A 21,685-nucleotide genomic window follows, 5' to 3' on the forward strand; every position below is an offset into this window, starting at 1 on the left:
GCGAGGCGATACTCGGGCCATGGCAACGGATCTTCACGACCTGCTGAGGTCGCTCCGGGTATGGGACGTCGACCTGCCCTCCTTCGACCCGTCCACGGCTCCCGACGCCCCGCTCCCGCTCTTCGCCGCCTGGCTGGCCCAGGCGGCGGCCGCCGGGCAGACCGAGCCGCACACCATGTCCCTGGCCACCACCGACGAGCAGGGCCTGCCCGACGTCCGCACCGTGATGCTGCACGGCGCCGACGAGGCCCACGGCTGGAGCTTCGCCAGCCACTCCACCAGCCGCAAGGGCCGCCAGCTCGGCGCCCGCCCGTACGCCGCGCTCGGCTTCTACTGGCCCGCGCAGGGCCGCCAGATCCGCCTGCGCGGCCCCGTCACCACCGCCTCGCCCGAGGAGTCCCAGGCCGACCTCCACGCCCGCTCCACCGGCGCCCTGGCCGCCGCCCTCACCGGTCACCAGAGCGAGGAACTGACCTCGCTGGACGAGCTGGCGCAGGCCTCCGCGGCGGCCTGGACCCGCGCCGGACAGACCCCGACCGCACCCGCCCCCACCTGGACGCTCTACCGGCTGCGCCCCGACGAGGTGGAGTTCTTCCAGGGTGACGCCCGCCGCCGGCACGTACGCCTGGCGTACCGCCGCCGGGAAGGCGGCGAGGGCTGGGAGCGCCGACTGCTGTGGCCGTGATACGGGCCACGTGACCGGCGAGGCGGTGGAGACGGGTGCGCCGGCGCGAGCCCGTCGCCGTAGCGGCGCATCGCTTTGACGGCCCATCGCCCTGGCGGACCCGTCGGCCTGGTGGTCGAGGCCTCGTGGTCGAGGCCTCGTGGCGCAGGGGGTCGGTGACCGTCAGGTGGACGGCGCGGGCCGCGGGGTGGAGGCGCGGCGGCGCTTCCACCCGGGGCGAGACCGCGGGGGTGTCACGGGCGGAGGTCAGCGGGCTCGGCCGTCACAGCGGCGGCTCCACCTCGTCCGTGGCGAGGCGCGCGTGCAGGTGGACGTCCCGGTAGGCGTCCTGGCGGCCGGACTCCCACATGGCGCCGCGCAGGGTTCCCTCGTAGCGGAAGCCGCAGCGTTCGGCGACCCGGCAGGACGCGTCGTGACCGAGCGCGTGGCCCAGTTCGAGGCGGTGCAGACCGAGCCCGGTGAAGGCCCAGGGGGCGGCGAGGGCGAGGGCGCGGCCGGCGACCCGGCGGCCGCGCGCCTCGGGGAGCACCCAGTAGCCGACGTGGGCGACGCTCATCACGCGGTCGATCGCGTTCACCCCGATGTGGCCGAGCACCTCGCCGGTCTCCGCGTCCGCCACCCGCAGCGACACCGAACCGGCCGCCGCCTCCGCCGACTCCGCCACCTTGGAGCGCAGGGAGGAGCGAGCGCTGTCGAGGTCGGTGACCTGGACGAGAGGGGTGTTCCAGCGCAGGAAGTCCGGGTCGGTCAGGCCGCGCAGCCACGCGTCGGCGTCCGCCTCGTCCTCCGGGTTCCACGGGCCGAGGCGCAGACCGTGGCCGCGCAGCTCGACGGGGGCCGCGCTCGAGTTTTCGCGTATGAGGGCCATCGGGCCATTGAACCCCGCCACCCGCGCGGAATTCACTCCGGTTTCCGCGCTGTCGGTCAGCTGTGAACCTGTGCGTTCGCCGTGAGTACCGAGAAATTGTTGACGATTTTGTCGGCAGCAAAATACGTTCGCAACCGCAAGCAGGACGTGACCCGGCAACGGGACCTCTCGGGAGAGGCAGCAACGTGAAGCACAGGGCTGTGAAGCGCAGGACCGTCGTCATGGGGATCGGTGCCACCGCGGGCGTCGCGGCGGTGGGCGGCGTCGCCCTCGGCGCGCAGGCGTCGGACGCCACCCCCGCCTCGTCGGACTCGGCGTCCGGCGCCCTGGCCTTCGACCCGGACGGCTACACCGAGCTGACCACGACGATCACCGACGCCGACGGAACCGACCACGACGTCACCTACCGCTTCTGGAAGGCCGTCACCTACGTCGCCAAGCCGGTCGACGCCACCTACCAGTCCCTGAACGTCAGCGTCCCCGTGGAGATCGACGGTACGGCCGTGGACGCGAGCGACGCCCCGATCCTGTTCGCCAACTCCGTCGGCGGTTACATGCCGTCCTCCGTGGCCACCGCGACCGGCGTGGGCGGCGGCGCACCGACCGGCGCACCGGGCGGCGCCGGCGGCACGGCGGGCGCGAGCCCCGCACCCAGCGCCTCCGCCTCCGCATCCGCCGGCACCGGCACCGGCACCGGCGAAGTCGCGTCCGGCGGCAACGCGATGCTGAACGGCCAGGGCAAGATGGTCTCCCTGCCGAAGCTGGCCCTCGCGGCCGGTTACGTCGTCGTGGAGCCCGGCGCCCGCGGCCGCACCCTGAAGAACGCGGCGGGCGAGTACTACGGCACCGCCCCCGCCGCGATCGTCGACCTCAAGGCCGCCGTCCGCTACGTCCGCGCCAACAAGGGCCGCATCCCCGGCGACACCGACCGCATCGTCTCCTCCGGCACCAGCGCCGGCGGCGCGCTGTCCGCCCTGCTCGGCGCGTCCGGCGACAGCCCCCTGTACGACGCCGCGCTGAAGGAGATCGGCGCGGCCGACGGCAGCGACGCGATCTTCGCGACCGGCACCTGGTGCCCGATCACCGACCTGGAGCACGCCGACGGCGCCTACGAGTGGAACTGGGGCACCAACGCCACCAGCGGCGGCGGCCAGGTCGACCAGACGGTCTCCAAGGAACTGCGCGCCCGGTTCGCCGAGTACCAGGCGTCCCTGAAGCTGAAGGGCCTCGGCGGCTTCGGCACGCTCACCGCCCGCAACTACGACACGTACCTGCTCGAGCAGTACCTGGAGCCGTCCGCCACCACGTACCTCGCCGCGCTCACGGACACCGAGCGCGAGACCTACCTGGCGAAGAACACCTTCATCACCTGGAACGGCAAGAAGGCCGGCTTCAGCTGGGCCGGCTACCTCGCGCACGTCGGCGCCCGGAAGAAGTCCGTGCCCGCCTTCGACGGCTTCGACCTGTCCACGGGTGAGAACAACCTGTTCGGCACGGGCACCACCCAGGCCCGGCACTTCACGGCGTACAGCCTGAAGCACGACACCACGGGCGCCGGCGGCAGCCGGGTCGCCGCCGACATCCCGGCGAAGCTGCGGCTGATGAACCCGATGCACTTCCTCGTCGAGGACGCCAACCCGCGCCGCGCCAAGCACTGGTGGATCCGCCTCGGCACCAACGACTCCGACACCTCGCACACCGTCTCCGCCAACCTCGCCGCCGCGGCCGCCGCGCTGGGCGACGACGTGAGCCACCTCTACTACTGGGACCAGGGCCACGGCGCGAACACCGACCCCGGCGACTTCATCGCCTGGATCGCCGAGGTGACGGGCTACGAGAAGCGCGTGCGGTAACCCCGCACGCCCCCTGATCGCGGCCTCCGGTTCTCCGTCATCACCACCGGAGGCCGCTTCCTTTCCGGACAGCGGCCGAAGGCGGCACCACCACCGCGGTTCATCCGTGATCGATCCGCAACCAATTCCGGTCTTGACCGAGACCCATCAACCGGGCAGGTGATTACGCTCCCCCACATGCCCGACCACACCGCACCCGCCCGGCCCGCCCCCGACCAGCACCCGGTCTACGTCGTCGGCGGCGGCCCCGGCGGCCTGGCCGCCGCGTACGCGCTGCGCGCCCAGGGCGTCCGGGCCGTCGTCCTGGAGAGGTCCGGCCAGGTGGGTGCCTCCTGGCGCCGTCACTACGACCGCCTCCACCTGCACACCACCCGCCGGCTGTCCGCCCTGCCCGGGCTGCCGATGCCACGCCGGTTCGGCCGCTGGGTCTCGCGCGACAACGTGGTCCGGTATCTGGAGAAGTACGCCGAGCACCACGAGCTGGAGATCGTCACCGGTGTCGAGGTCTCCCGGATCGACCGCTCCCCCGACGGCACCGGCTGGCTGCTGCACGCCACCGGCGGCCGCGAACTGACCGGCGCCGCGGTGGTCGTGGCCACCGGGCACAACCACACCCCGCGCATCCCCGACTGGCCCGGCCTCGCCGACTACACCGGCGACTTCCGGCACGCCTCGGAGTACCGCGACGCCGCCCCCTACGCGGGCCGCGACGTCCTGGTCGTGGGCGTCGGCAACACCGGCGCCGAGATCGCCGTGGACCTGGTGGAGGGCGGGGCGTCCCGGGTGCGGCTGGCCGTGCGCACCGTGCCGCACATCGTCCGCCGCTCCACGGCCGGCTGGGCCGCGCAGTACAACGGCGTCCTGGTCCGCCGCCTGCCGGTCCGTCTGGTCGACGCGGTGGCCCGGCCGCTGGCCCGGATCAGCGTGCCCGACCTGTCGGCGCACGGCCTGCCCCGTCCGGACACCGGGCTCTACAGCCGGGTGCGCGAGGGCGCGGTGCCGGTGCAGGACGTCGGTCTGATCGACGCGGTGCGCAAGGGCCGGGTGGAGATCGTCGCCGCCGTGGACTCCTTCGAGGACGGCAAGGTGGTGCTCGCCGACGGCGACCGCGTCGGCCCGGACGCGGTGATCGCCGCCACCGGATACGTCCGCGCGCTGGAGGGCCTGGTGGGCCATCTCGACGTGCTCGACGACCGCGGCCGGCCGCTGGTGCACGGCCCGCGCAGCCCGCACCAGGCCCCGGGCCTGTTCTTCACCGGCTTCACCAACCCCATCAGCGGCATGCTCCGGGAGCTGGCGATCGACGCCCGGAAGATCGCCAGGGCGGTCGTCCGGACCCGCGGCGAGCGGGTGTCCCGGCTGCCGGGGTGACAGGGCTCAGTGGGCTCAGTCCCGTTCGAGGATCCGCACGTCCCCGGCGTCCGGATCGCCGAGCACCACGGCCAGCTCCGGCTCCCGCGCGGTGCCGCCGATCATCCAGAACGTCTCGCCGCCGCAGCCGCCGAGACGCACCAGGACACCGTCGCGGTCCCGGGTCTCGGTCGTCCAGGTGCCCGAGCGGGTGCCACGGCAGACGACGGGATCCCAGCCCCCGGCGGCGACGGCCGGCAGCTCGACCGCCTCGGCGCGCCCGCCCGGCAGCAGCCGCAGCACCGCCCCGTCCCCGCCGCGCCACACACCGGGCAGCCGTACGGCGGACAGCGGCGGCGGCTCGTACTCCTTCACCAGCCCGGTCACCGTGGCCAGCAATCCGCCCACCAGCGTCAGCACGCCCAGCCCCACCGCGGCGAACGCGGCGGCGAGCCACAGCCCGATGCATCCCCACGACCGCCCGGTGACCCCGGCCCGCCGCTCGACGTACGCGGCCCACAGCACCGGCCAGACACCGAGGGCCGCGAACCACAGCGCGGTGGCCGTGAACGGCAGTCCCGCGGCCACGGCGGCGACCGCCGCCCACCCCACACCGACCAGCGTGACGGCCGCCAGCCGCCGCGCCCACCGCGGCCGGCCCGGGAACCGGCGCCCCAGCGCCTCGGCGAGCATCCAGCCCGGCATGAGGTGCAGGGTCGCCTGGAGCAGCCCCATGACGGGCAGCACCACCGGCAGCAGAGCGCACATGCACAGCAGCCCGAGCCCGCCTCCGTAGAGGCCGTAGTCGTCCTGGGTGACCGTGCCGATCCACCAGGCCACGAAGGCCGCCGGCAGCTGCGCCGCGCTTCCGGAGGAAGCCGCCTCCCGCTCGGCCGGCGTCCAGGCCGACCAGGCGACACGCAGTCCTCGCCGTATCTCTCCCCGCCCCATGCGCCGGAGCGTACGCCCCGGCGTTCGCACGGCTCACGGCGCCCTTCGACGCGTGCGGGCGTACGCCGGTGCAACCCTCGACGGGTGCCACGGCGACCGGCGGCTCCACCGCGGCCTCCACCACCTCCACCGGCGGCAGCCTGGCGAACACCGGCTCGGCCGGCGCGCCGCTCCTCGCGGGCGCCGCGGCCACCGTGGCGGCCGTCGGCGGCCTGCTGGTGCCGGCCGTGCGACGCCGCCGGGCGGGCACCGAGGCGTCCTGACGCCCGCCGGTGCCGGTCAGGCCGCCGCGAGGGACGCGGTGGCCGGCCGGCGCCGGATCACCAGGGCCATCAGCGCCGCCGCCGCGCACAGCGCGCCGGACGCGTACCAGACCACGTCGTAGGTGCCGAAGACATCGCGGGCGACACCGCCCAGGAAGGCGACCAGCGCCGCGCCGACCTGGTGCGAGGCCAGCACCCAGCCGAAGACGATCGCGCTGTCGTCGCCGTAGTGCTCCCGGCACAGCGCCACGGTGGGCGGCACGGTGGCGACCCAGTCGAGGCCGTAGAAGACGATGAAGAAGATCATCGGCGGGTGCACGGACGGGGCCAGCAGCACCGGCAGGAAGAGCAGCGAGACACCGCGCAGCGCGTAGTAGACCGCCAGCAGCCGGCGTGCGTCGAAGCGGTCGGTGAACCAGCCGGAGGCGATGGTGCCGACCACGTCGAACACGCCGATCACCGCGAGCAGCGAGGCCGCGGCCTGGACGGGCATGTGGTGGTCGTGCGCGGCGGGCACGAAGTGAGTCTGGATCAGGCCGTTGGTGGAGGCGCCGCAGATCGCGAAGGTGCCGGCGAGCAGCCAGAACGGGCCGGTGCGGGCGGCCCGGAACAGGACGGTGACCGCGCGCCGGGCGGCTCCGGCGACCGGCGGCGGCTTGGGCACGAACTCCTTGGCGCCGTACGGCTTCAGGCCCACGTCGGCCGGGTGGTCGCGCAGCAGCAGCCAGACGAAGGGCACGACCGCGAGGGCGGCCAGCGCGACGGTGACGGCGGCCGGCCGCCACCGGTGCTCGTCGACGATCCAGGACAGCAGCGGCAGGAAGATCAGCTGGCCGGAGGCGGAGGCGGCGGTGAGGACGCCGGTGACCAGGCCGCGCCGCTCGGTGAACCAGCGGTTGGTGACGGTCGCGGCGAAGGCCAGCGCCATCGAGCCGGAGCCGAGTCCGACCAGCAGGCCCCAGCACAGCATCAGCTGCCAGGCCGCCGTCATCCACACCGTGAGCCCGGAGCCGAGCGCGATGACGGCGAGCGCGACCGCGACGACCCGCCGGATGCCGAAGCGGTCCATCAGGGCCGCCGCGAACGGCGCGGTGAGGCCGTACAGCGCGAGGTTGACGGAGACCGCCGCGCTGATCGTGCCGCGCGACCACTCGAACTCCTGGTGGAGCGGGTCGATGAGCAGCCCCGGCAGGGAGCGGAAGGCGGCGGCGCCGATGATCGTCACGAAGGTGACGGCGGCGACGAACCAGGCGCGGTGGATCCGGCGGGCGCGGACGGCGGGGTCGGTGGGACGCGGTTCCCCCGGCGCCTGCTCGGCCGGTGTCGCGTCGGTTGTCTGGGTCACGCCATAGAGCTTCCGGTTGTCGTCCGGTCCGGACGAGTGGCCCGAGGGTCAGTGTTCGCTAGGATCGGGCCATGGCTCCTGAACCGAGCGGCGACCCGGAGTTCCGCCCGCACCGCGTGGTCGTCCTCGCCCTGGACGGCCTGCTCCCCTTCGAACTGGGCATCCCGCACCGCATCTTCGGCCGCCCCCGGGACGCGCGGGGCAGGCACCTGTACGAGGTCGTCACCTGCTCGGTGCGCCCGCCGGGCCCGGTGGAGACGGACGCCGACTTCGCCGTGCAGATCGCCCACGGCCCGGAGGCCCTGGCCACCGCCGACACCGTCATCGTCCCGGCGTCCTACGAACTCGGCCCGGTGTTCGAGCAGGGCGTGCTGACCGAGGAACTGGCCGCCGCCCTGGCCCTCATCCGTCCGGGCACCCGGCTCGCCTCCATCTGCACCGGCGTCTACGTCCTCGCCGCAGCCGGCCACCTGGACGGCCGCCCGGCCACCACCCACTGGGCCGACGCGGAGCGCCTGCAACGGCTGTTCCCCAGGATCCGCGTCGACGCCGACGTCCTCTTCGTCGACGACGGCGACGTCCTGACCTCCGCCGGTGTCGCGGCCGGCATCGACCTGTGCCTGCACATCGTGCGCCGCGACCACGGCACGGCCGTCGCCAACGAGGTGGCCCGGCGCACGGTCGTCCCGCCGCACCGCGACGGCGGCCAGGCGCAGTTCATCGAGCGCCCGGTGCCCGACCCGCAGCAGGCCACCACCACCGCGGCCCGCGCCTGGGCGCTCGGCCGGCTGCACGAGCCGATCCAGCTGCGGGACATGGCCGAGCAGGAGGCGATGTCGGTGCGCACCTTCACCCGCCGCTTCCGCGAGGAGACCGGCATCAGCCCCGGCCAGTGGCTCACCCAGCAGCGCGTCGAACGCGCCCGCCACCTGCTGGAGTCCAGCGACCTCTCGGTCGACCAGGTCGCGCGGGACGCGGGCTTCGGCACCGCCCAGTCGATGCGCCAGCACCTACAGGCCGCGCTCGGCGTCACCCCCACCGCGTACCGCCGGACCTTCCGGACCGGCGGTGACGGCCTCGGGGGTGGTGGCGACGCCGGGGGCGCCGTCGCCGCCGCTCGCGGCTGACGGGCCATCGGAAGCGTTGCCCGGCAAGGTCTCTGACGCCTTGTCAGGTCTTGCGGCTCGGCGCTCCGCCCGCCCCTCTCCCCACGCGCCCAACGCCACCAGCAGCAAGGTGAAGCCGACGCCGGCGAGGATCGCCCGGTCCGGAGTCGTCACCTTCAGCAGCGCGCCCGCCGCCGAGCCGGTCACCGCGTACCCGGCGCTGGCCGCCGCGTACATCACGGAGTAGCCGGCGGCCAGCGCGCTCGACGGAAGCGTCCGCTGGAGGGCCAGGTTCCGGGTGATGATCGCGCCCGCCTGGAGCACGCCCGCGGCCACCAACGCGACCGCCATGCCCGCGGTGTCGGGCACCACCGCGACCAGCACCGCGCACACCGACACCCCGCACATCAGCACCGCACTCCTGGTACGCAGCCGCCCCGGCCAGGACCGCATCCCGTACAGGAACGCGCCCACCGCGGAGCCGAGCGCGAATCCGCTGAGCAGCGGCCCCGACCAGCCGACGCCGATCGCCCGCTGTTCGAGCAGGGCGGGCAGCAGGAGTTCGGCGAGGGCGAGCAGGGCGATGCTGGCGGCTCCGGTGACGTACACCGGCCAGGCTCCGGCGAGCAGTCGCAGCATCGCCCGGCCCTCGCCGGACGCCTCCTCCACGTCCCAGCCCTCGGGCAGCAGCCACAGGCCGCCGGCCGCGGCGACGAGCAGCACGGCGGCGAGCAGCGGCGGCAGCCGGGGCGTGACCGCCAGCGCCAGCCCGGTGACGGCGGCCGGGGCGACCGCCCAGATCCCGGACATCAGCATCGACTCGACGGAGAGTGCCTGGGCGACGGCGTGCCGCGGCACCAGCCGTCCGGTGAGCAGCGACCGCAGCCCGCCGGCCGAGGCGGCGGGCGCGGCCCCGGCGAGGAACGCGCAGGCGGCCAGCATCGCGGCGGGCGCCTCCGGCAGCAGGCCGAGACCGGCGAACCCGACGGCGCCGACGGCGAGTCCGGCGCCCATGTGCCGCCGCGCCCGCTCCGGCCGCAGCCGCATCCCGAGCAGCAGCGCGCCGACGATCTCGCCGAGCACGTAACCGGCCGCGAGCAGTGCGCCCAGCGAGTAGCCGCCGGGCCGCTCCCGTACCAGGAACACCACGGCCAGGGGCGCCATGGCCACCGGCATCCGGGCGGCGACCGCCACGAGGGACCAGGTCAGCACCGGGCGGACGGCGAGGTCGCGATAGGTCATGCGGTCGACGTTAGGCAACGGCACCGACAACACCCCACCGGTTTTCCCGCCCTTGTGGACAACCGGCGGTGTACGGCGACGCCCCGCAAGGGTGAGCGGAATCCCGAAAAGTTGTCCACAACCTGTGGAGGAAGAAACGGGTGGGGCTTCGAGGCCGGACATCCGGCGGGGGGCCGTCTAAGGACTGCCAGGGAATCCGGCTGGCGGCGCGAGGGCGCCCGCCCCGAGCACGGCACCACGCGCCGCCATCCGGCCCCCGGCGTTCCCACCCCGGTTCCCGCTGCCCCCCGAGGGAACCGACGCCGGACCGCGACCCACACTCGCCGAGGGCACCCGTCACCGGGACCCTCGCCGTCCCCTCGCGGCGAATCGCTGACCACAAGCGTGATCAAACGGACACGCGACGTCAACACCCGTGAGGGGATTTGTCACTTAGGTCCGTTTTCACAGAGGCGCGCACGGAAGCATGTCCCGGCGCATCACCCCACCCCGCGGCACAGCCCGCCGGGGCGCCGTGCGCCCATGCCCCCCGGCACGGCGTCACACCGCTTCGTACGCCAGCCCCTCGCACCCCTCGTACGCCGCCGCGCCGCCGCTCCCGTAGGCCGCCGCCCCGCCGCCCGCCGCGCTGTGCCGGTCGAGTTCGCACCAGATGCGCTTGCCGGCACCCTCCTGGTTCCAGCCCCAGCGGTCGGCGAGCCCGTCGACCAGCGCGAGACCCCGCCCGCCGGTCTCCTCGCTGTCGACCCAACGGGGCACCGGCGCCCGGTCGCTGCCGTCGGCGACCTCCAGGCGCACGGTCGCCGCGCCGGCGGCGGCCTGGGGCAGACAGAGCCGCAGCACGGCCGGACGGCCGGTGTGCACCACGGCGTTCGTGACGAGTTCGGAGACGAGCAGGATCAACGTCTCGGCGAGCGGTTCGTCGGCCGCTATCGCGGACCCGGCGAGCCGCGCCCGTGCCCACCTCCGCGCCCGCCCCACTTCAGCGGGGTCGGGCCGGATCTCCAGCTGCATTTGAAGCACCTGCACCGCTCACACCATCCGAACCGATGGACACAGAGGCTCGCGCCTCACGAGGGCCACGATCGTAGCCATTTTCTGCATGCCCAGAACAATGGCCAGAGCAAGGGTCACGGAACGTGAATCCCTTGCAGCACAGCTTCGTTGACGTACGGTCACCCCAACAAGCGCTTCGGGCATATTCCCGCGCGAAGGATTACCCGTGCGGCATACTGTGCGACCCTCATCGCAAGGAGTCGAACAGCAGGAATGAGGCACATCCCCCACAAGGTACCGGAGGCCAACTCCGGCTCCGGGATGTCGCGAGTACCACGCGGGACCTCACGCAATATCTACGCTCCGTAATTACGCGATGCCACAATCCGTGACATCCGCTGCGGGCGCATCCATCCGTTTTCCACGCTTTTCGCGATTGCGCAGCCCAGCGCCGTTCGGAGAGTTCCGCTCACCAAGGCGAACCGTGAGCAATTCCTCACTCTCCGTACCATCATTGGCGCGTTCGGCGGGCATCAGGGCATGCCTGAGAGGCGGTTGAACCTCCGCCTCCCAGGTGAACGCGGCATCGCCGCCGTGCCCGCCGCGCGGTGGGCTGCGGGTGGCGGGCCGGTCGAGTACGCGGTGTCGCGGGCCTACTCGGGGACGGTGAAGTAGCGCGCGAAGGCCGGCACGATCTGCGCCTCGCCGACCTTGCCGTCGCCGTCGGCGGCCAGTGCGGCGGCGGCCGCGCGGGCCACGTTCTCGGGCACGCCCAGCGCGTTCAGTGCCCGCGCGGTGTCCTCGACGGTCGCCGCGCCGTCGCCGTCGGTGTCGGCGACGTCCAGGGCGGCGTGCAGGAAGGGGCGGGCGATCTCGGCGAACCGGTCGGGGTTGTCCCGCAGCCGCTTCACCGCCCCGCCCACGAACTCCTCACGGGTGATGCGCTGATCGCCGTCACGGTCCGCTATCCCCGCCATGCCCTGCCAGAACGCCTCCGCGCCGCCGTACAGCGCCTGACCCTTGTCGGACCGGGCCGCGACACCGAACCGCGCGAGCAGCGCCTTGGCCGCCCGGCTGAAGTCCTCGCGGTCGATGGAGCCGTTGCCGTCCTGGTCGAAGGTGGCGAACCTGGCCGCGATCCTGCTCTCGTACTCGCTGCTGACCATGTCTTCTCGGGCCGCCTCACATCACGTCGGGGTGCGTCTCGCTCGGAGCGTACGACGCCATGGCAGGTCGGGGAGCTGGAAAACGACGGTTGTGCCAAGACCGGGGAAATTCCGGGACAACGATGTGGCAGACGTGCGGCAGGTCACGCCGACAGCGGACGGGACTCCTCCGAGACGGCGGAGGCGAGATCGGGGTGGACGTCGAACAGCCGGCGCACGCCCAGGGCGCCCAGCACCCGGTTGACGTGGGACCCGTCGACCGCACCCTCGGCGGGCAGTATGAGCCGCAACCGGCCCTGGCAGGAACGGAGCAGACGGCGGGCGGCGATGAGCACGCCGACCCCGCTGGAGTCGCAGAAGAACACCTCGGAGAGGTCCAGGACGAGACTGTGGCGGCCCTCGGCCACCGCGTCGTGCACCCGCTGCCGCAGCACCGGCGACGTCACCAGGTCCAGCTCGCCCGACACATGGAGCACGGCCCACTCACCCTGCTCGCCGCCGGTCACATTGAACGCCACCACCATGCCCTTCACTCGCCGGACTTCCCGGAACCGCCAGGAAACGGAAGCAGGTCCTACGCTTCCTTCTGCGTGGCTGCCCAGCGGCCGTTCCCTGAAACACCGCCCTGGAAACGGAAACCGATCGGAAAGGGCTTGTTTCAGTCGACTTCGATCCTGTTCGATCAGATCTAACCGGTTGTGTGTACCGAAGGGACGGGTAAGCGCCATCAAAGAAGGTCCGTTATCACTCCCGGCCCGTCGGGGGCGTGCATTGCCACAAAGGGGCGTGCGTTGTCGGACGTGCCGACTACATTCGGGATGACGGTGGACGCACGCTGGAGTCACGACCGGACTCGGCGACGGATCAGGGGGAGGTGGCCGTATGGCGAGGAGGGACACCCCGCCCCGCTGGGACCGCAAGATGCAGCAGCGGCTCGCCCGCGGTGAGGCGGCCGCCCTCGGCGAGCTCTACGACCGCTTCGCCTCCCTGGTGCACGGCCTCGCCCACCGCGTCCTCGGCGACGAGCGCGCGGCCGACGGCGTGACCCGCGAGGTCTTCGCCCACGTCTGGGAGCACCCCGACGCCTACGACCCCAAACAGGGCCCGCTGCGCTCCTGGGTCGCCGGGCTCACCCACCGTCTCGCCGTGCAGCGGCTGCGCGCCACCGAGACCGCCGCCCTCGTCGAAGGCGGCCACGGCACCTCCGAGGAACTGGAGCACAAGGTCCGCCACGCCTCCGTCGCCGCCCGCGCCGACTACATCGTCCAGGCCATGCCGAGCCCGCTGCGCGCCGCCCTGGAACTGGCCTACTTCCAGCGCCGCGACTACCGCCAGACAGCGGCCGACCTCGGCGTCACCGAGGACGAGGCCCGCCGCCGGCTGCGCCTCGGCCTCCAACTGCTGTCCACGGCCCACGACACCGGCACCCCCGGGGCGCCGCCGGGATACGGCGGTGCGGTGTGACCGAGCCGACCCCGTTCGACGAGAACGACAACGAGCACGAGCACGAGGGAACCGAGAAGCGGTCGCCCCGTATACCGCTGCCCCGCGCCTCCGTGGAGGACAGCGGCAGGCCCCTGCCCGCCCTCGACGAACTGCGCGCGGCCATGGCCCCCGGACCCGTCCCGCTGGTGCTGGAGCACCGCGTCCTGAAGTCCCTGCTGGGCGCCTGGGCGCTGTCCGCGTGCTCGCCGGAGGAGACCACCGCCGTCGAGGAACACCTCGGCGACTGCGGAAGCTGCGCCGACGAGGCGCGGCGGCTGCGCGAGGCGGTCGGCCTGCTGCACCCGCCGGAGAGCCTCGACCTGGACCCGTCGCTGCGCACCCGGGTGCTGGAGAGCTGCCTGGACCGCCGCCCGCCGCGCATCCCGGTCCCCGAGTGGGCCGCGGCGTACGACGCCGAGACCGCGCGACTGGACGCGCTGCTCCAGGACTTCGGGGACTCGGAGTGGCACGCTCCGGTGCGGCTGCGCTGGTTCGACGGCAAGGAGGCGACGAGCCGGCGGACCACCGTCGCCGGGGTCATCGCCCATCTCCTCGCCGTCGACGGGCTGGTGGCGGTCGCGCTCGGGCTCGACGACCCGCTGGGCGACATCGACGCGGAGCTGCCGAACCCGGCGGGCCGCACGGAGGCGTACTGGCGGGCCTCGCACTTCCCGCCGACCCGCTCCGTGCGCGGGCCCTGGCGCGAGCAGAGCCACGGCATCGTGCGGACGGTGGCCTTCACCGGCGGCGGCGCCGGCCTGATGCCGGTGTCGTACGGCGGGTTCTCCCTCCCGCTGCACGACACCATGATCGACCGGGCGTTCGAGTGCTGGGTGCATGCGGAGGACATCGCGGACGCGGTGGACTACCCCTACGCCGCGCCCTCCGGGCGCCACCTCAACCGCATGATCGACCTCGCGGCCCGGATGCTTCCCTCGGCGCTCGCCGAACGCCGGCAGGCGGGACTGGCCGCGCCCGCGCGGACCGGCCGGCACCTCGTCGCCGCGGGCGAGCCCGGGCGCACCCTCCGGCTGGAGATCGAGGGTTCCGGCGGCGGCGAGTGGCTGATCCCGCTGGACTCCCCCGCGGCCTCGCCGTCCACGGACCACGAGGTCGCCCATGTCGCCCTGGACGGCGTGGAGTTCTGCCGTCTCGCCGCGGGCCATGTCCCGCCCGACGAGGCGGCCGCCGGCCAGGACGGCGACCGCGAGGCCATCAGGGACGTCCTGCACGCGGCGGCGTCCCTGAGCCGCATGTAGCCGTCAGGCGAAGACGACCGTCCGGCGGCCGTTCAGCAGGATGCGGCGCTCCGCGTGCCACTTCACCGCGCGCGCCAGCGCCTGGCACTCCACGTCGCGGCCGATGGCGACGAGCTGGTCCGGGGTCACGTCGTGGCCGACGCGCTCGACCTCCTGCTCGATGATCGGGCCCTCGTCGAGGTCGGCGGTCACATAGTGCGCCGTCGCGCCGATCAGCTTCACGCCCCGCGCGTGCGCCTGGTGGTAGGGCTTCGCGCCCTTGAAGCTCGGCAGGAAGGAGTGGTGGATGTTGATGATCCGGCCGCTCAGCTGCTTGCACAGATCGTCGGAGAGCACCTGCATGTAGCGGGCCAGCACGACCAGCTCCACGCGCTCCTCGCGGACGATCTCCAGCAGCCGCGCCTCCGCCTCCGCCTTGGTGTCCCGGGTCACCGGGATGTGGTGGAAGGGCAGGTCGTAGGAGCGCACCAGCTCCGCGAAGTCGCGGTGGTTGGAGACCACCGCGGCGATCTCCACCGGCAGCGCCCCGATCCGCGCCCTGAACAGCAGGTCGTTCAGGCAGTGCCCGAACTTGCTGACCATCAGGACGACCCGCATCTTCTCCTCGGCGCGGTGGATCTGCCAGTCCATGTGGAAGGAGTCGCCGATCGCCGCGAAGCTGGCCCGCAGCTTCTCCACCGTCACCGGCGCCTCCGCCGAGAAGTGGACCCGCATGAAGAACAGTCCCGTGTCGTGGTCACCGAACTGCTGGCTGTCCTCGATGTTGCAGCCGGTCATGAACAGATAGCTCGACACGGCGTGCACGATGCCCTGCTTGTCCGGGCACGAGAGCGTGAGGACGTATTGGTCGGCGGGGGCCGCGGCTCCGGTGGACTGCTCGTTCATGCAGCACAGGGTCGCACAAGGAGCCCTGGACCCGGCAATCGTTCCGCTAGGCGGACCGGGTCAGGATGCGCAGCACCTCGAGCGTCTGCGGCTCGCCCTCCGGGTCCTCCCCGTCGCTCACCGCCATCCGCACATGGGCGTCCCGCGCCGCCTGCACCGCCTCCGGCCAGCCGGGATGCTGGAGGTAGGAGGACACCGGAGCGTCGGGACCCACCTGGTGCATGATCCGCAGCACCCGCAGCACCGCGGTGTCGACCAGCGCCGCCTCCTGCGAGTCGCGGAAGATCGTGCCGACGTACTTCTCGGCGGACCAGTGATCCAGCCAGGTGTCCTCGACCAGCCGGTAGACGGCGTCGGTCACGTCTCCGTACCCCTCGACACCCGCCAGCCAGACGTCCCTCTGGAACCCCGGGTCGGAGAGCATGTGCAGCGCCGAGCGCACATTGCTGCGCCAGCGCCACCACGGCATGTCGTTCAGCGGCATGCCCCCCATCGTGGATGAGCGACGGCCGCGACGGGAAGACTTCTCCGAACCTTGGACCTCTTGCACGGTCATCGATCGTACGTTCCCCCCGTCGGGCCGTGCACCGGCCCCCGTAATTCACCTGCACGTCACCGTTCGTTGACCGACGGTCACTCCCAGGTTAGCGATGTGGCGGAATCGTGCGGAACCATGACCGGCAGGCAACGCACCCGCAGCACATTCCTCCTCGCCATCCACCGGCCCGCCAAAGCCGCGGCCCTCATGATGGCGGGTGCGTCGCTCGTCGCCGGATGCGGTGTCGTCCCCGGCATCACGGGGGGTTCCGGGGACGACACCATCACCGTGATGACCTGGGCGCCGTCGGACACCCACGCGACCGACAAGCCCGGCATGCCCGCCCTCGCCCTCGCCTACGCCCGTCATGTGAACGCCGAGGGCGGGATCAAGGGCCGCAAGCTGCGGGTGCTGATCTGCAACGACCACAACGACAGCGTGGACGCCGCGAAGTGCGCCCGGCGCGCGGTCAAGGAGAACGTGGTCGCGGTGGTCGGCTCCTACAGCCAGCACGCCGGCTCCTACTTCCCGGTCCTGGAGGGCGCCGGCATCCCGTACATAGGCGGCTACGGCGTCACCAACGACGAGTTCACCAGCCCGCTGTCCTATCCGGTCAACGGCGGCCAGCCCGCCCTGCTGGCCGGCCTCGGCAAGGAGCTGGCCGACGACTGCGGCCCGGTGACCCTGGTCCGCGCCGACACCATCGCGGGCGACGAGCTGCCCACGCTGATCGACTCGGGCCTGAAGGCGGGCGGCCACGACCCGGCGGACGACCTGCGCGCCGCCGAGGACGCCACCGAGTTCTCCGCGCAGTCGGAGCAGGCGCTGCGGCGGGCCACCGCCGACCCGGCCGAGCGCGGCTGTGTGGTACCCGCGCTCGGCGGCCGCACCAGCACCTTCATGGACTCCTTCCGGCGCGCCCGGGAGGACTACCCGGAGGTGCGCACCGGGACGGTGCTGGGCAGCGTCGACCAGACGGTCATCGACGCCTCCGGCGGCCGCTCCGGGCCGTACGAGGGGGCGTACATCACCGGCTGGTACCCGGTGGAGACCGACAAGCGCTGGGACGAGATGAAGCGGGTCGTCCGCGAGCAGGCCTTCTCCGACACCCGCATCGACCCGGCGGACGCCGGTGTGCAGACCACCTGGATCGCGTACACCGTCTTCCGCTCGATCGTCGAGGGACTCGGCGGCGAGGAGGTGTCGGCGAGCACGGTGCGCCGGGCGCTGGACGACGGCGTCGAGGTCACCACCGGCGGACTCACCCCGACACTGCGCTGGAAGTTCCAGGACCGGCTGGCCTCGGTGGGCTTCCCGCGCCTGGTCAACGCCGACGTCACCCTCCAGGTCGTCCGCGACGGCCGGCTGGTCGCCGCCCGCAAGGGCTTCATCGACGTGACGGAGACGCTGGAGGGCGCGGAGGTCGGCTGACCCCGCCGCTCAGAGCTGGGTCGGCTGCCGCTCGGTCAGGCCGTACTCCTTGGCGATCGCGTTCCACAGCTTGGCGGCCTCCGCCTTCTGCGTGGTCGCGGTGCCGCTCTCCCGGTTGCCGGCCTGGGTCTGGCCGGTGCTGCGGGCCTGGCCCTTCTTGCAGAGCTTGTCCTTCTGGCCGGCCACCTGGTCCGCCCAGGCCGCGTAGTGCTCGTCGGCCGACGCGGACGCCTTCCAGGCCTTGGTGAGCGCGGTGGTCAGCGCCGCGTGGTCCGGCAGCTCGTCGACGCTCAGCCCGGACAGCTTGGTGACCAGGTCGTTGCGCTGGCCGGCCGCGTCCCGCAGGTTCTTGGCGGCCTGCGCCAGGTTGTCGCAGGACTTCACGTCGTTCACCGCGTTGATCACCGCGGTCCGGCTGTCGCCGCTGTCGGCGAGCAGCTTGTCCAGCTCGATCGCCTGCTGCTCGGCCGGATCGGCCGACGGCGAGGGCGAGGCGGAGGCGGACTGACTCGCGGGAGCGGTGGCGGAGACCGGCGCCGGCGTCTCGTCGTCCTCGCCGCCGCCGGCGAGCAGCGCGCCCGCGCCGATCCCGACCACCGCGATGGCGATGCCGCAGGCCGCGATCACCGGCACCCGCGAGCCGGTACGGCGGCGGCCCCGGTCCGGGCCGGGCTCGTCGTACGACGGCTGCGGCGGCTGCGGGTCCTGGAAGCGCGGCAGCTGCCGGGTGCCGTCGGCGCCCTCGCTGCGGAAGAGGTTGTCGAACTCGGCGGGCGTCTCGCGTCCGCCGGCGACCGGCGGGATGTACTGGGTGGCGTCGGCGTCGGCACCGGGGGCGCCGCCCTGGCGGGCCCGGCCCAGGTACTGGGTGGTCTCGGCGGGGCGCTCGGCACCGGCCGCACCGGCCGCGCCGGGCGTCTCGGGCGGCAGCGCGCCCGGCGCAACGGGCGGCAGGTACTGCGTCGCGCCCTCGTCGGCGGCGGCCGCGGGCCGCACGGGCGGCAGGTAGTGGGTGGCGTTGTCCTGGCCGGGGCCGCCGGGTATCGGGGAGGCGGCGCCGACCGGCGGTATGTACTGGGTGGCGCCCTCGTCGGCGGCGGGCGGCAGCGGCATCCCGCCGCCCTGCGGCGGCATCGGGACACCCGCTCCGCCCGGAGCCCCGTACGCGCCCGCGGCACCGCCGTACGACGGACCGGGCGCGCCCTCGGGCGGCAGCGGCCCGGCACCGGGAGCCGACACACCACCGGGGTGCTGGTGCTGCGGCGGCTGGTGGGACTGCTGGTGCTGCGGCTGGTGAGGCTGCTGGTGCTGCTGCGGCTGCTGCTGCTGTGCCGGATAGCCGCCGCCCTGCTGCGCCGCCCAGCCCTGGTCCGGCGACGCCGGCCAGTTCTGCTGGGGCGGGGCGGCGTGCTGCTGCTGACCGGGTCCCCACGGCTGCCCCCAGGCCTGGCCGCCGGGCGGCGCCTGGGCCGGGAGGGGGCCGTCGGCGGGGCGGCCGGGGCCTGCCGTCATGCCCGGCAGCAGGGGTTCGCCACCGTCTGAGGGCAGCACGATGCCTTCGTGCGCGGGCTGCGCCGAGGGCTCCTCGCCCTGTCCACTCTGCGTCACCGGGACTCCTACGAATGGGGGACCTTCGGAATCGTCGGCTCACGCTACCGGGTCCCCGGAGCCGGGTGCCACGCAGCACAGGGCGTGACCGCCTGCCCTGTGACCGCCGTAACAGACCGGCCCGCGGCGAGCTGTTCGCCTCACCTCCCCCTCGTCCACCAGCCGTTTCCCCTGGCTTCACGCCGCGACGGGCCGTCCGTTCACGCCGCCTGGCGCAGATCCAGCCGCGCCCCGAACTCCCTCACCACCGACTCGTCCCGGAACGGCTCCAGGCGCTGCTGGAAGTCCTCCAGATACTCGGCACCCCGGTCGGAGCGCAGGGTCTCCAGCAGCTCCACCGCCTTCAGCCCTGTGTGACAGGCCTGTTCGATCTCGCGCTGCTGCACCTGGGCCGTGGCGAGCAGCACATATCCGATCGCGCGGCGCCGGGCCCGGGACTCGGGATGGCCGTCCAGCGACTCCTGGGCGCACCGCGCGGCGGCCTCGGCCTGGCCCAGGTCGCGGTGGCAGTGGGCGAGTTCGTCGGCGAGGTAGGCGTGATCGAAGTGCGCGATCCACGCGGGGTCGTCGCCGGCGTCCGGGTCGGCCCGGTCCATGGCGTTCACCGCCTGCCCGGCCGCCGCCTGAGCGGCCCGGGCGTCGCCCATGAGCGCGTGCCCGCGCGCCTCCGCCGCGTGGAACATGGCCTCCGCGCGCGGTGTCACGCGCCCCCGCGCCCCTTCCTGCGCCGCCCGCGCCAACTGGGCGATCTCACGCGGGTTGCCGAGCTGCGCGGCGAGGTGGCTCATGGACGCCGCGAGCACGTAGCCGCCGTAGCCGCGGTCTCCGGCGGCCTGGGCGAGCCGGAGCGCCTGGATGTAGTAGCGCTGGGCGAGGCCCGGCTGGCCGGTGTCGACGGCCATGTACCCGGCGAGTTCGGTCAACCGGGCCACGGCGGCGAACAGTTCGCGTCCCACGGCCTCCCGGTAGGAGCCCGCGAGCAGACCCGAGACCACGCTGTTGAGGTAGTGCACGACGACCGGGCGCACATGCCCGCTGCCGTACTGGTGGTCCAGGTCGACCAGCGCCTGGGTCATCGACCGCACGGCGGTCACGTCGGACTGGCCCACGCGCGGGCCGGCCGCGCGGGCCACCTGCGCGTCGGGCGCCGAGATCAGCCAGTCGCGGCTCGGCTCGACCAGCGCCGAGGCGGCGACGGACGAACCGGACAGGAAGTCGCGGCGCCCGACATCGCTGCGCCACAGCTCGCAGACCTGCTCGATGGCTCCCAGTACCGTCGGCGAGAACTGGAGGCCGACGCCCGACGCGAGGTTCTTGCCGTTGGCCATGCCGATCTCGTCGATCGTGACCGTACGGCCGAGTTTGCGGCCGAGCGCCTCGGCGATGATCGCCGGGGCCCGGCCGCGCGGCTGCTGTCCGCGCAGCCAGCGGGCCACGGACGTCTTGTCGTAGCGCAGGTCGAGTCCGTGTTCCGCGCCGCACATGTTGACCCGGCGGGCCAGCCCGGCGTTCGAGCAGCCCGCTTCCTGGATGAGCGCCTGCAGCCGTTCGTTCGGCTGCCGCGCGACGAGAGGCCTTGCGGCCATGGCGTGAACCCCCTGTGGCTGCGGTGCCTGCCCGCGCACCGAGTTGTCGTGTCTTCCCCGGGCCCGCACCCCGTCGCCGGCGGTGAGGAGTCCGGTCGTGAAGATCAATGCCCCGCGGTCATACCGAAAATGCGGACATGCCCCGAAAACGCGGAGCATGCACGGAATGCCGGGGTAAGGCGGAGCCCGTCCCCACCCGCCCCCTCTCGTGGCTACCCAGGTCCCACCGCGGATCCTCCCGCGCGCCCCCACCCGTGCACCCATGCGCCCCGGACGCCGAATCGATGCTCCTCCCCCGCGCGCGGCCGGGGCCGTAACCCGGGGTGAGCACGGGAGTTGTGTTCCACGTGGAAGAGACGATCCCGGGCACCGAAGCCGCACAGATTCCGAAGCAGCGCGGGGAATCGCTGCTGGAGACCGCCGTTCGCTACGCCGAGGAGCGCCACTGGGACGTGTTCCCGGGCACCTGGCTGGAAGCCGTCGACGGGGTGCAGCTCTGCTCCTGCGGCGACGCCGTGTGCGACGCGCCCGGCGCACATCCCGCCCGCCCGGACTGGGCGACCCAGGCGACGGGCAGCGCGACCGTCGCCCGCCGTATGTGGCAGAAACAGCCGAACGCCTCGATCCTGCTGCCGACGGGCCGCACCTTCGACGCGATCTCCGTCCCCGAGACGGCCGGCTTCCTGGCCCTCGCGCGGATGGAGCGGATGGAACTCACCCTCGGTCCGGTCACGTTGACGCCGGCGCGGCGGATGCAGTTCTTCGTGCTGCCGGGGGCGGCGGCGAAGGTGCCCGACCTGGTGCGCAAGCTCGGATGGTCGCTGTCCTCGCTGGATCTGGTGGCGCTGGGCGAGGGCGCCTACGTGGCCGCGCCGCCCACCCGGTTCGGTTCGCGGGGTGCCGTGCAGTGGGCCTGCCGTCCGACGCCCGCGAACCGGTGGCTGCCGGACGCCGAGGAGTTGATCTCACCGCTCGCCTACGCCTGCGGGCGGGACCGCTGACGGCACGCGGGACGAACGGGGTTTGGGTGGACGCCCGGTCGGCTATCTCACAGGAGTCGTCGGCGAA

The 21,685-nt window shown here is 73.4% G+C and carries 20 protein-coding genes; 9 read left to right on the top strand and 11 right to left on the bottom strand.

What is annotated here, in order from left to right; translation table 11 throughout:
- The first annotated feature begins 19 nt into the window (after positions 1-19).
- On the top strand, positions 20-685 hold the full coding sequence (locus ABT232_RS03810; protein WP_351835375.1) for a pyridoxine/pyridoxamine 5'-phosphate oxidase: 666 nt from the start codon (positions 20-22) through the stop codon (positions 683-685).
- 262 nt (positions 686-947) lie between these two features.
- On the opposite strand, the gene ABT232_RS03815 is transcribed toward ABT232_RS03810, so the two are convergent.
- On the bottom strand, positions 948-1,553 hold the full coding sequence (locus ABT232_RS03815) for a GNAT family N-acetyltransferase (RefSeq protein WP_351835378.1): 606 nt from the start codon (positions 1,551-1,553) through the stop codon (positions 948-950).
- Positions 1,554-1,774: 221 nt separating this feature from the next.
- Between ABT232_RS03815 and ABT232_RS03820 the strand changes: the two genes are divergently transcribed.
- Positions 1,775-3,406 (top strand): subtype B tannase, encoded by a 1,632-nt coding sequence (locus ABT232_RS03820; RefSeq protein WP_351835380.1) that lies wholly within the window; start codon positions 1,775-1,777, stop codon positions 3,404-3,406.
- Between the two features lie 177 nt (positions 3,407-3,583).
- The gene (locus tag ABT232_RS03825; protein ID WP_351835382.1) at positions 3,584-4,777 is read left to right on the top strand and encodes a flavin-containing monooxygenase; all 1,194 of its coding nucleotides are present in this window, start codon (positions 3,584-3,586) and stop codon (positions 4,775-4,777) included.
- Positions 4,778-4,792: 15 nt separating this feature from the next.
- Here ABT232_RS03825 and ABT232_RS03830 read toward each other — a convergent pair whose 3' ends face one another.
- Entirely contained in the window at positions 4,793-5,707 is a 915-nt protein-coding gene (locus ABT232_RS03830) for a hypothetical protein (RefSeq protein ID WP_351835384.1), read from the bottom strand.
- Between the two features lie 68 nt (positions 5,708-5,775).
- On the opposite strand from ABT232_RS03830, the gene ABT232_RS03835 reads away from it, so the two are divergent.
- Entirely contained in the window at positions 5,776-5,970 is a 195-nt protein-coding gene (locus ABT232_RS03835) for a hypothetical protein (RefSeq protein WP_351835387.1), read from the top strand.
- A 16-nt stretch (positions 5,971-5,986) separates the two neighbouring features.
- Here ABT232_RS03835 and ABT232_RS03840 read toward each other — a convergent pair whose 3' ends face one another.
- Positions 5,987-7,315 (bottom strand): MFS transporter, encoded by a 1,329-nt coding sequence (locus ABT232_RS03840; RefSeq protein ID WP_351835389.1) that lies wholly within the window; start codon positions 7,313-7,315, stop codon positions 5,987-5,989.
- Positions 7,316-7,386: 71 nt separating this feature from the next.
- On the opposite strand from ABT232_RS03840, the gene ABT232_RS03845 reads away from it, so the two are divergent.
- Entirely contained in the window at positions 7,387-8,442 is a 1,056-nt protein-coding gene (locus tag ABT232_RS03845) for a GlxA family transcriptional regulator (RefSeq protein ID WP_351835391.1), read from the top strand.
- On the opposite strand, the gene ABT232_RS03850 is transcribed toward ABT232_RS03845, so the two are convergent.
- The 4 genes from ABT232_RS03850 to ABT232_RS03865 all read right to left on the bottom strand — a co-directional run bounded on the left by ABT232_RS03850 (position 8,326) and on the right by ABT232_RS03865 (position 12,349).
- The gene (locus tag ABT232_RS03850) at positions 8,326-9,663 is read right to left on the bottom strand and encodes an MFS transporter (RefSeq protein ID WP_351835393.1); all 1,338 of its coding nucleotides are present in this window, start codon (positions 9,661-9,663) and stop codon (positions 8,326-8,328) included. The genes ABT232_RS03845 and ABT232_RS03850 overlap by 117 nt on opposite strands.
- A gap of 540 nt (positions 9,664-10,203) precedes the next feature.
- Entirely contained in the window at positions 10,204-10,677 is a 474-nt protein-coding gene (locus ABT232_RS03855) for an ATP-binding protein (protein WP_351835396.1), read from the bottom strand.
- A gap of 635 nt (positions 10,678-11,312) precedes the next feature.
- A complete protein-coding gene (locus tag ABT232_RS03860) occupies positions 11,313-11,825 on the bottom strand; it encodes an EF-hand domain-containing protein (RefSeq protein WP_351835399.1) in 513 nt (170 codons plus the stop codon).
- A gap of 143 nt (positions 11,826-11,968) precedes the next feature.
- Positions 11,969-12,349: an STAS domain-containing protein gene (locus tag ABT232_RS03865; protein ID WP_351835401.1), complete on the bottom strand. Its 381-nt coding sequence runs from the start codon at positions 12,347-12,349 to the stop codon at positions 11,969-11,971.
- A 358-nt stretch (positions 12,350-12,707) separates the two neighbouring features.
- Between ABT232_RS03865 and ABT232_RS03870 the strand changes: the two genes are divergently transcribed.
- Together ABT232_RS03870 and ABT232_RS03875 are read left to right on the top strand one after the other, a co-directional pair.
- Positions 12,708-13,289 (top strand): sigma-70 family RNA polymerase sigma factor, encoded by a 582-nt coding sequence (locus ABT232_RS03870; protein WP_351835404.1) that lies wholly within the window; start codon positions 12,708-12,710, stop codon positions 13,287-13,289.
- Positions 13,286-14,569 (top strand): zf-HC2 domain-containing protein, encoded by a 1,284-nt coding sequence (locus ABT232_RS03875; RefSeq protein ID WP_351835406.1) that lies wholly within the window; start codon positions 13,286-13,288, stop codon positions 14,567-14,569. Before ABT232_RS03870 ends, ABT232_RS03875 begins: the two co-directional genes overlap by 4 nt.
- Before the next feature lie 3 nt (positions 14,570-14,572).
- Here ABT232_RS03875 and purU read toward each other — a convergent pair whose 3' ends face one another.
- Together purU and ABT232_RS03885 are read right to left on the bottom strand one after the other, a co-directional pair.
- Positions 14,573-15,454 carry a formyltetrahydrofolate deformylase gene (gene purU / locus ABT232_RS03880; RefSeq protein WP_351835408.1) on the bottom strand — a complete coding sequence of 294 codons (882 nt, stop codon included), beginning with the start codon at positions 15,452-15,454 and terminating at the stop codon, positions 14,573-14,575.
- Between the two features lie 46 nt (positions 15,455-15,500).
- Positions 15,501-15,947, bottom strand: a complete 447-nt coding sequence (locus ABT232_RS03885; protein WP_450871755.1) for an SCO4402 family protein — start codon at positions 15,945-15,947, stop codon at positions 15,501-15,503.
- 180 nt (positions 15,948-16,127) lie between these two features.
- On the opposite strand from ABT232_RS03885, the gene ABT232_RS03890 reads away from it, so the two are divergent.
- Positions 16,128-17,423 (top strand): ABC transporter substrate-binding protein, encoded by a 1,296-nt coding sequence (locus ABT232_RS03890; RefSeq protein ID WP_351835412.1) that lies wholly within the window; start codon positions 16,128-16,130, stop codon positions 17,421-17,423.
- A 9-nt stretch (positions 17,424-17,432) separates the two neighbouring features.
- Here ABT232_RS03890 and ABT232_RS03895 read toward each other — a convergent pair whose 3' ends face one another.
- Together ABT232_RS03895 and ABT232_RS03900 are read right to left on the bottom strand one after the other, a co-directional pair.
- Positions 17,433-19,031 (bottom strand): hypothetical protein, encoded by a 1,599-nt coding sequence (locus ABT232_RS03895; protein WP_351835414.1) that lies wholly within the window; start codon positions 19,029-19,031, stop codon positions 17,433-17,435.
- 200 nt (positions 19,032-19,231) lie between these two features.
- Positions 19,232-20,617 (bottom strand): NsdA family TPR-like regulatory protein, encoded by a 1,386-nt coding sequence (locus ABT232_RS03900; RefSeq protein ID WP_351835416.1) that lies wholly within the window; start codon positions 20,615-20,617, stop codon positions 19,232-19,234.
- 338 nt (positions 20,618-20,955) lie between these two features.
- Between ABT232_RS03900 and ABT232_RS03905 the strand changes: the two genes are divergently transcribed.
- Complete coding sequence (locus tag ABT232_RS03905; RefSeq protein WP_351835418.1) at positions 20,956-21,618, top strand: bifunctional DNA primase/polymerase; 663 nt, start codon at positions 20,956-20,958, stop codon at positions 21,616-21,618.
- Positions 21,619-21,685 lie beyond the last annotated feature (67 nt).

The sequence above is a fragment of the Streptomyces sp. NPDC001532 genome (assembly GCF_040298625.1).
Lineage (GTDB): Bacteria > Actinomycetota > Actinomycetes > Streptomycetales > Streptomycetaceae > Streptomyces.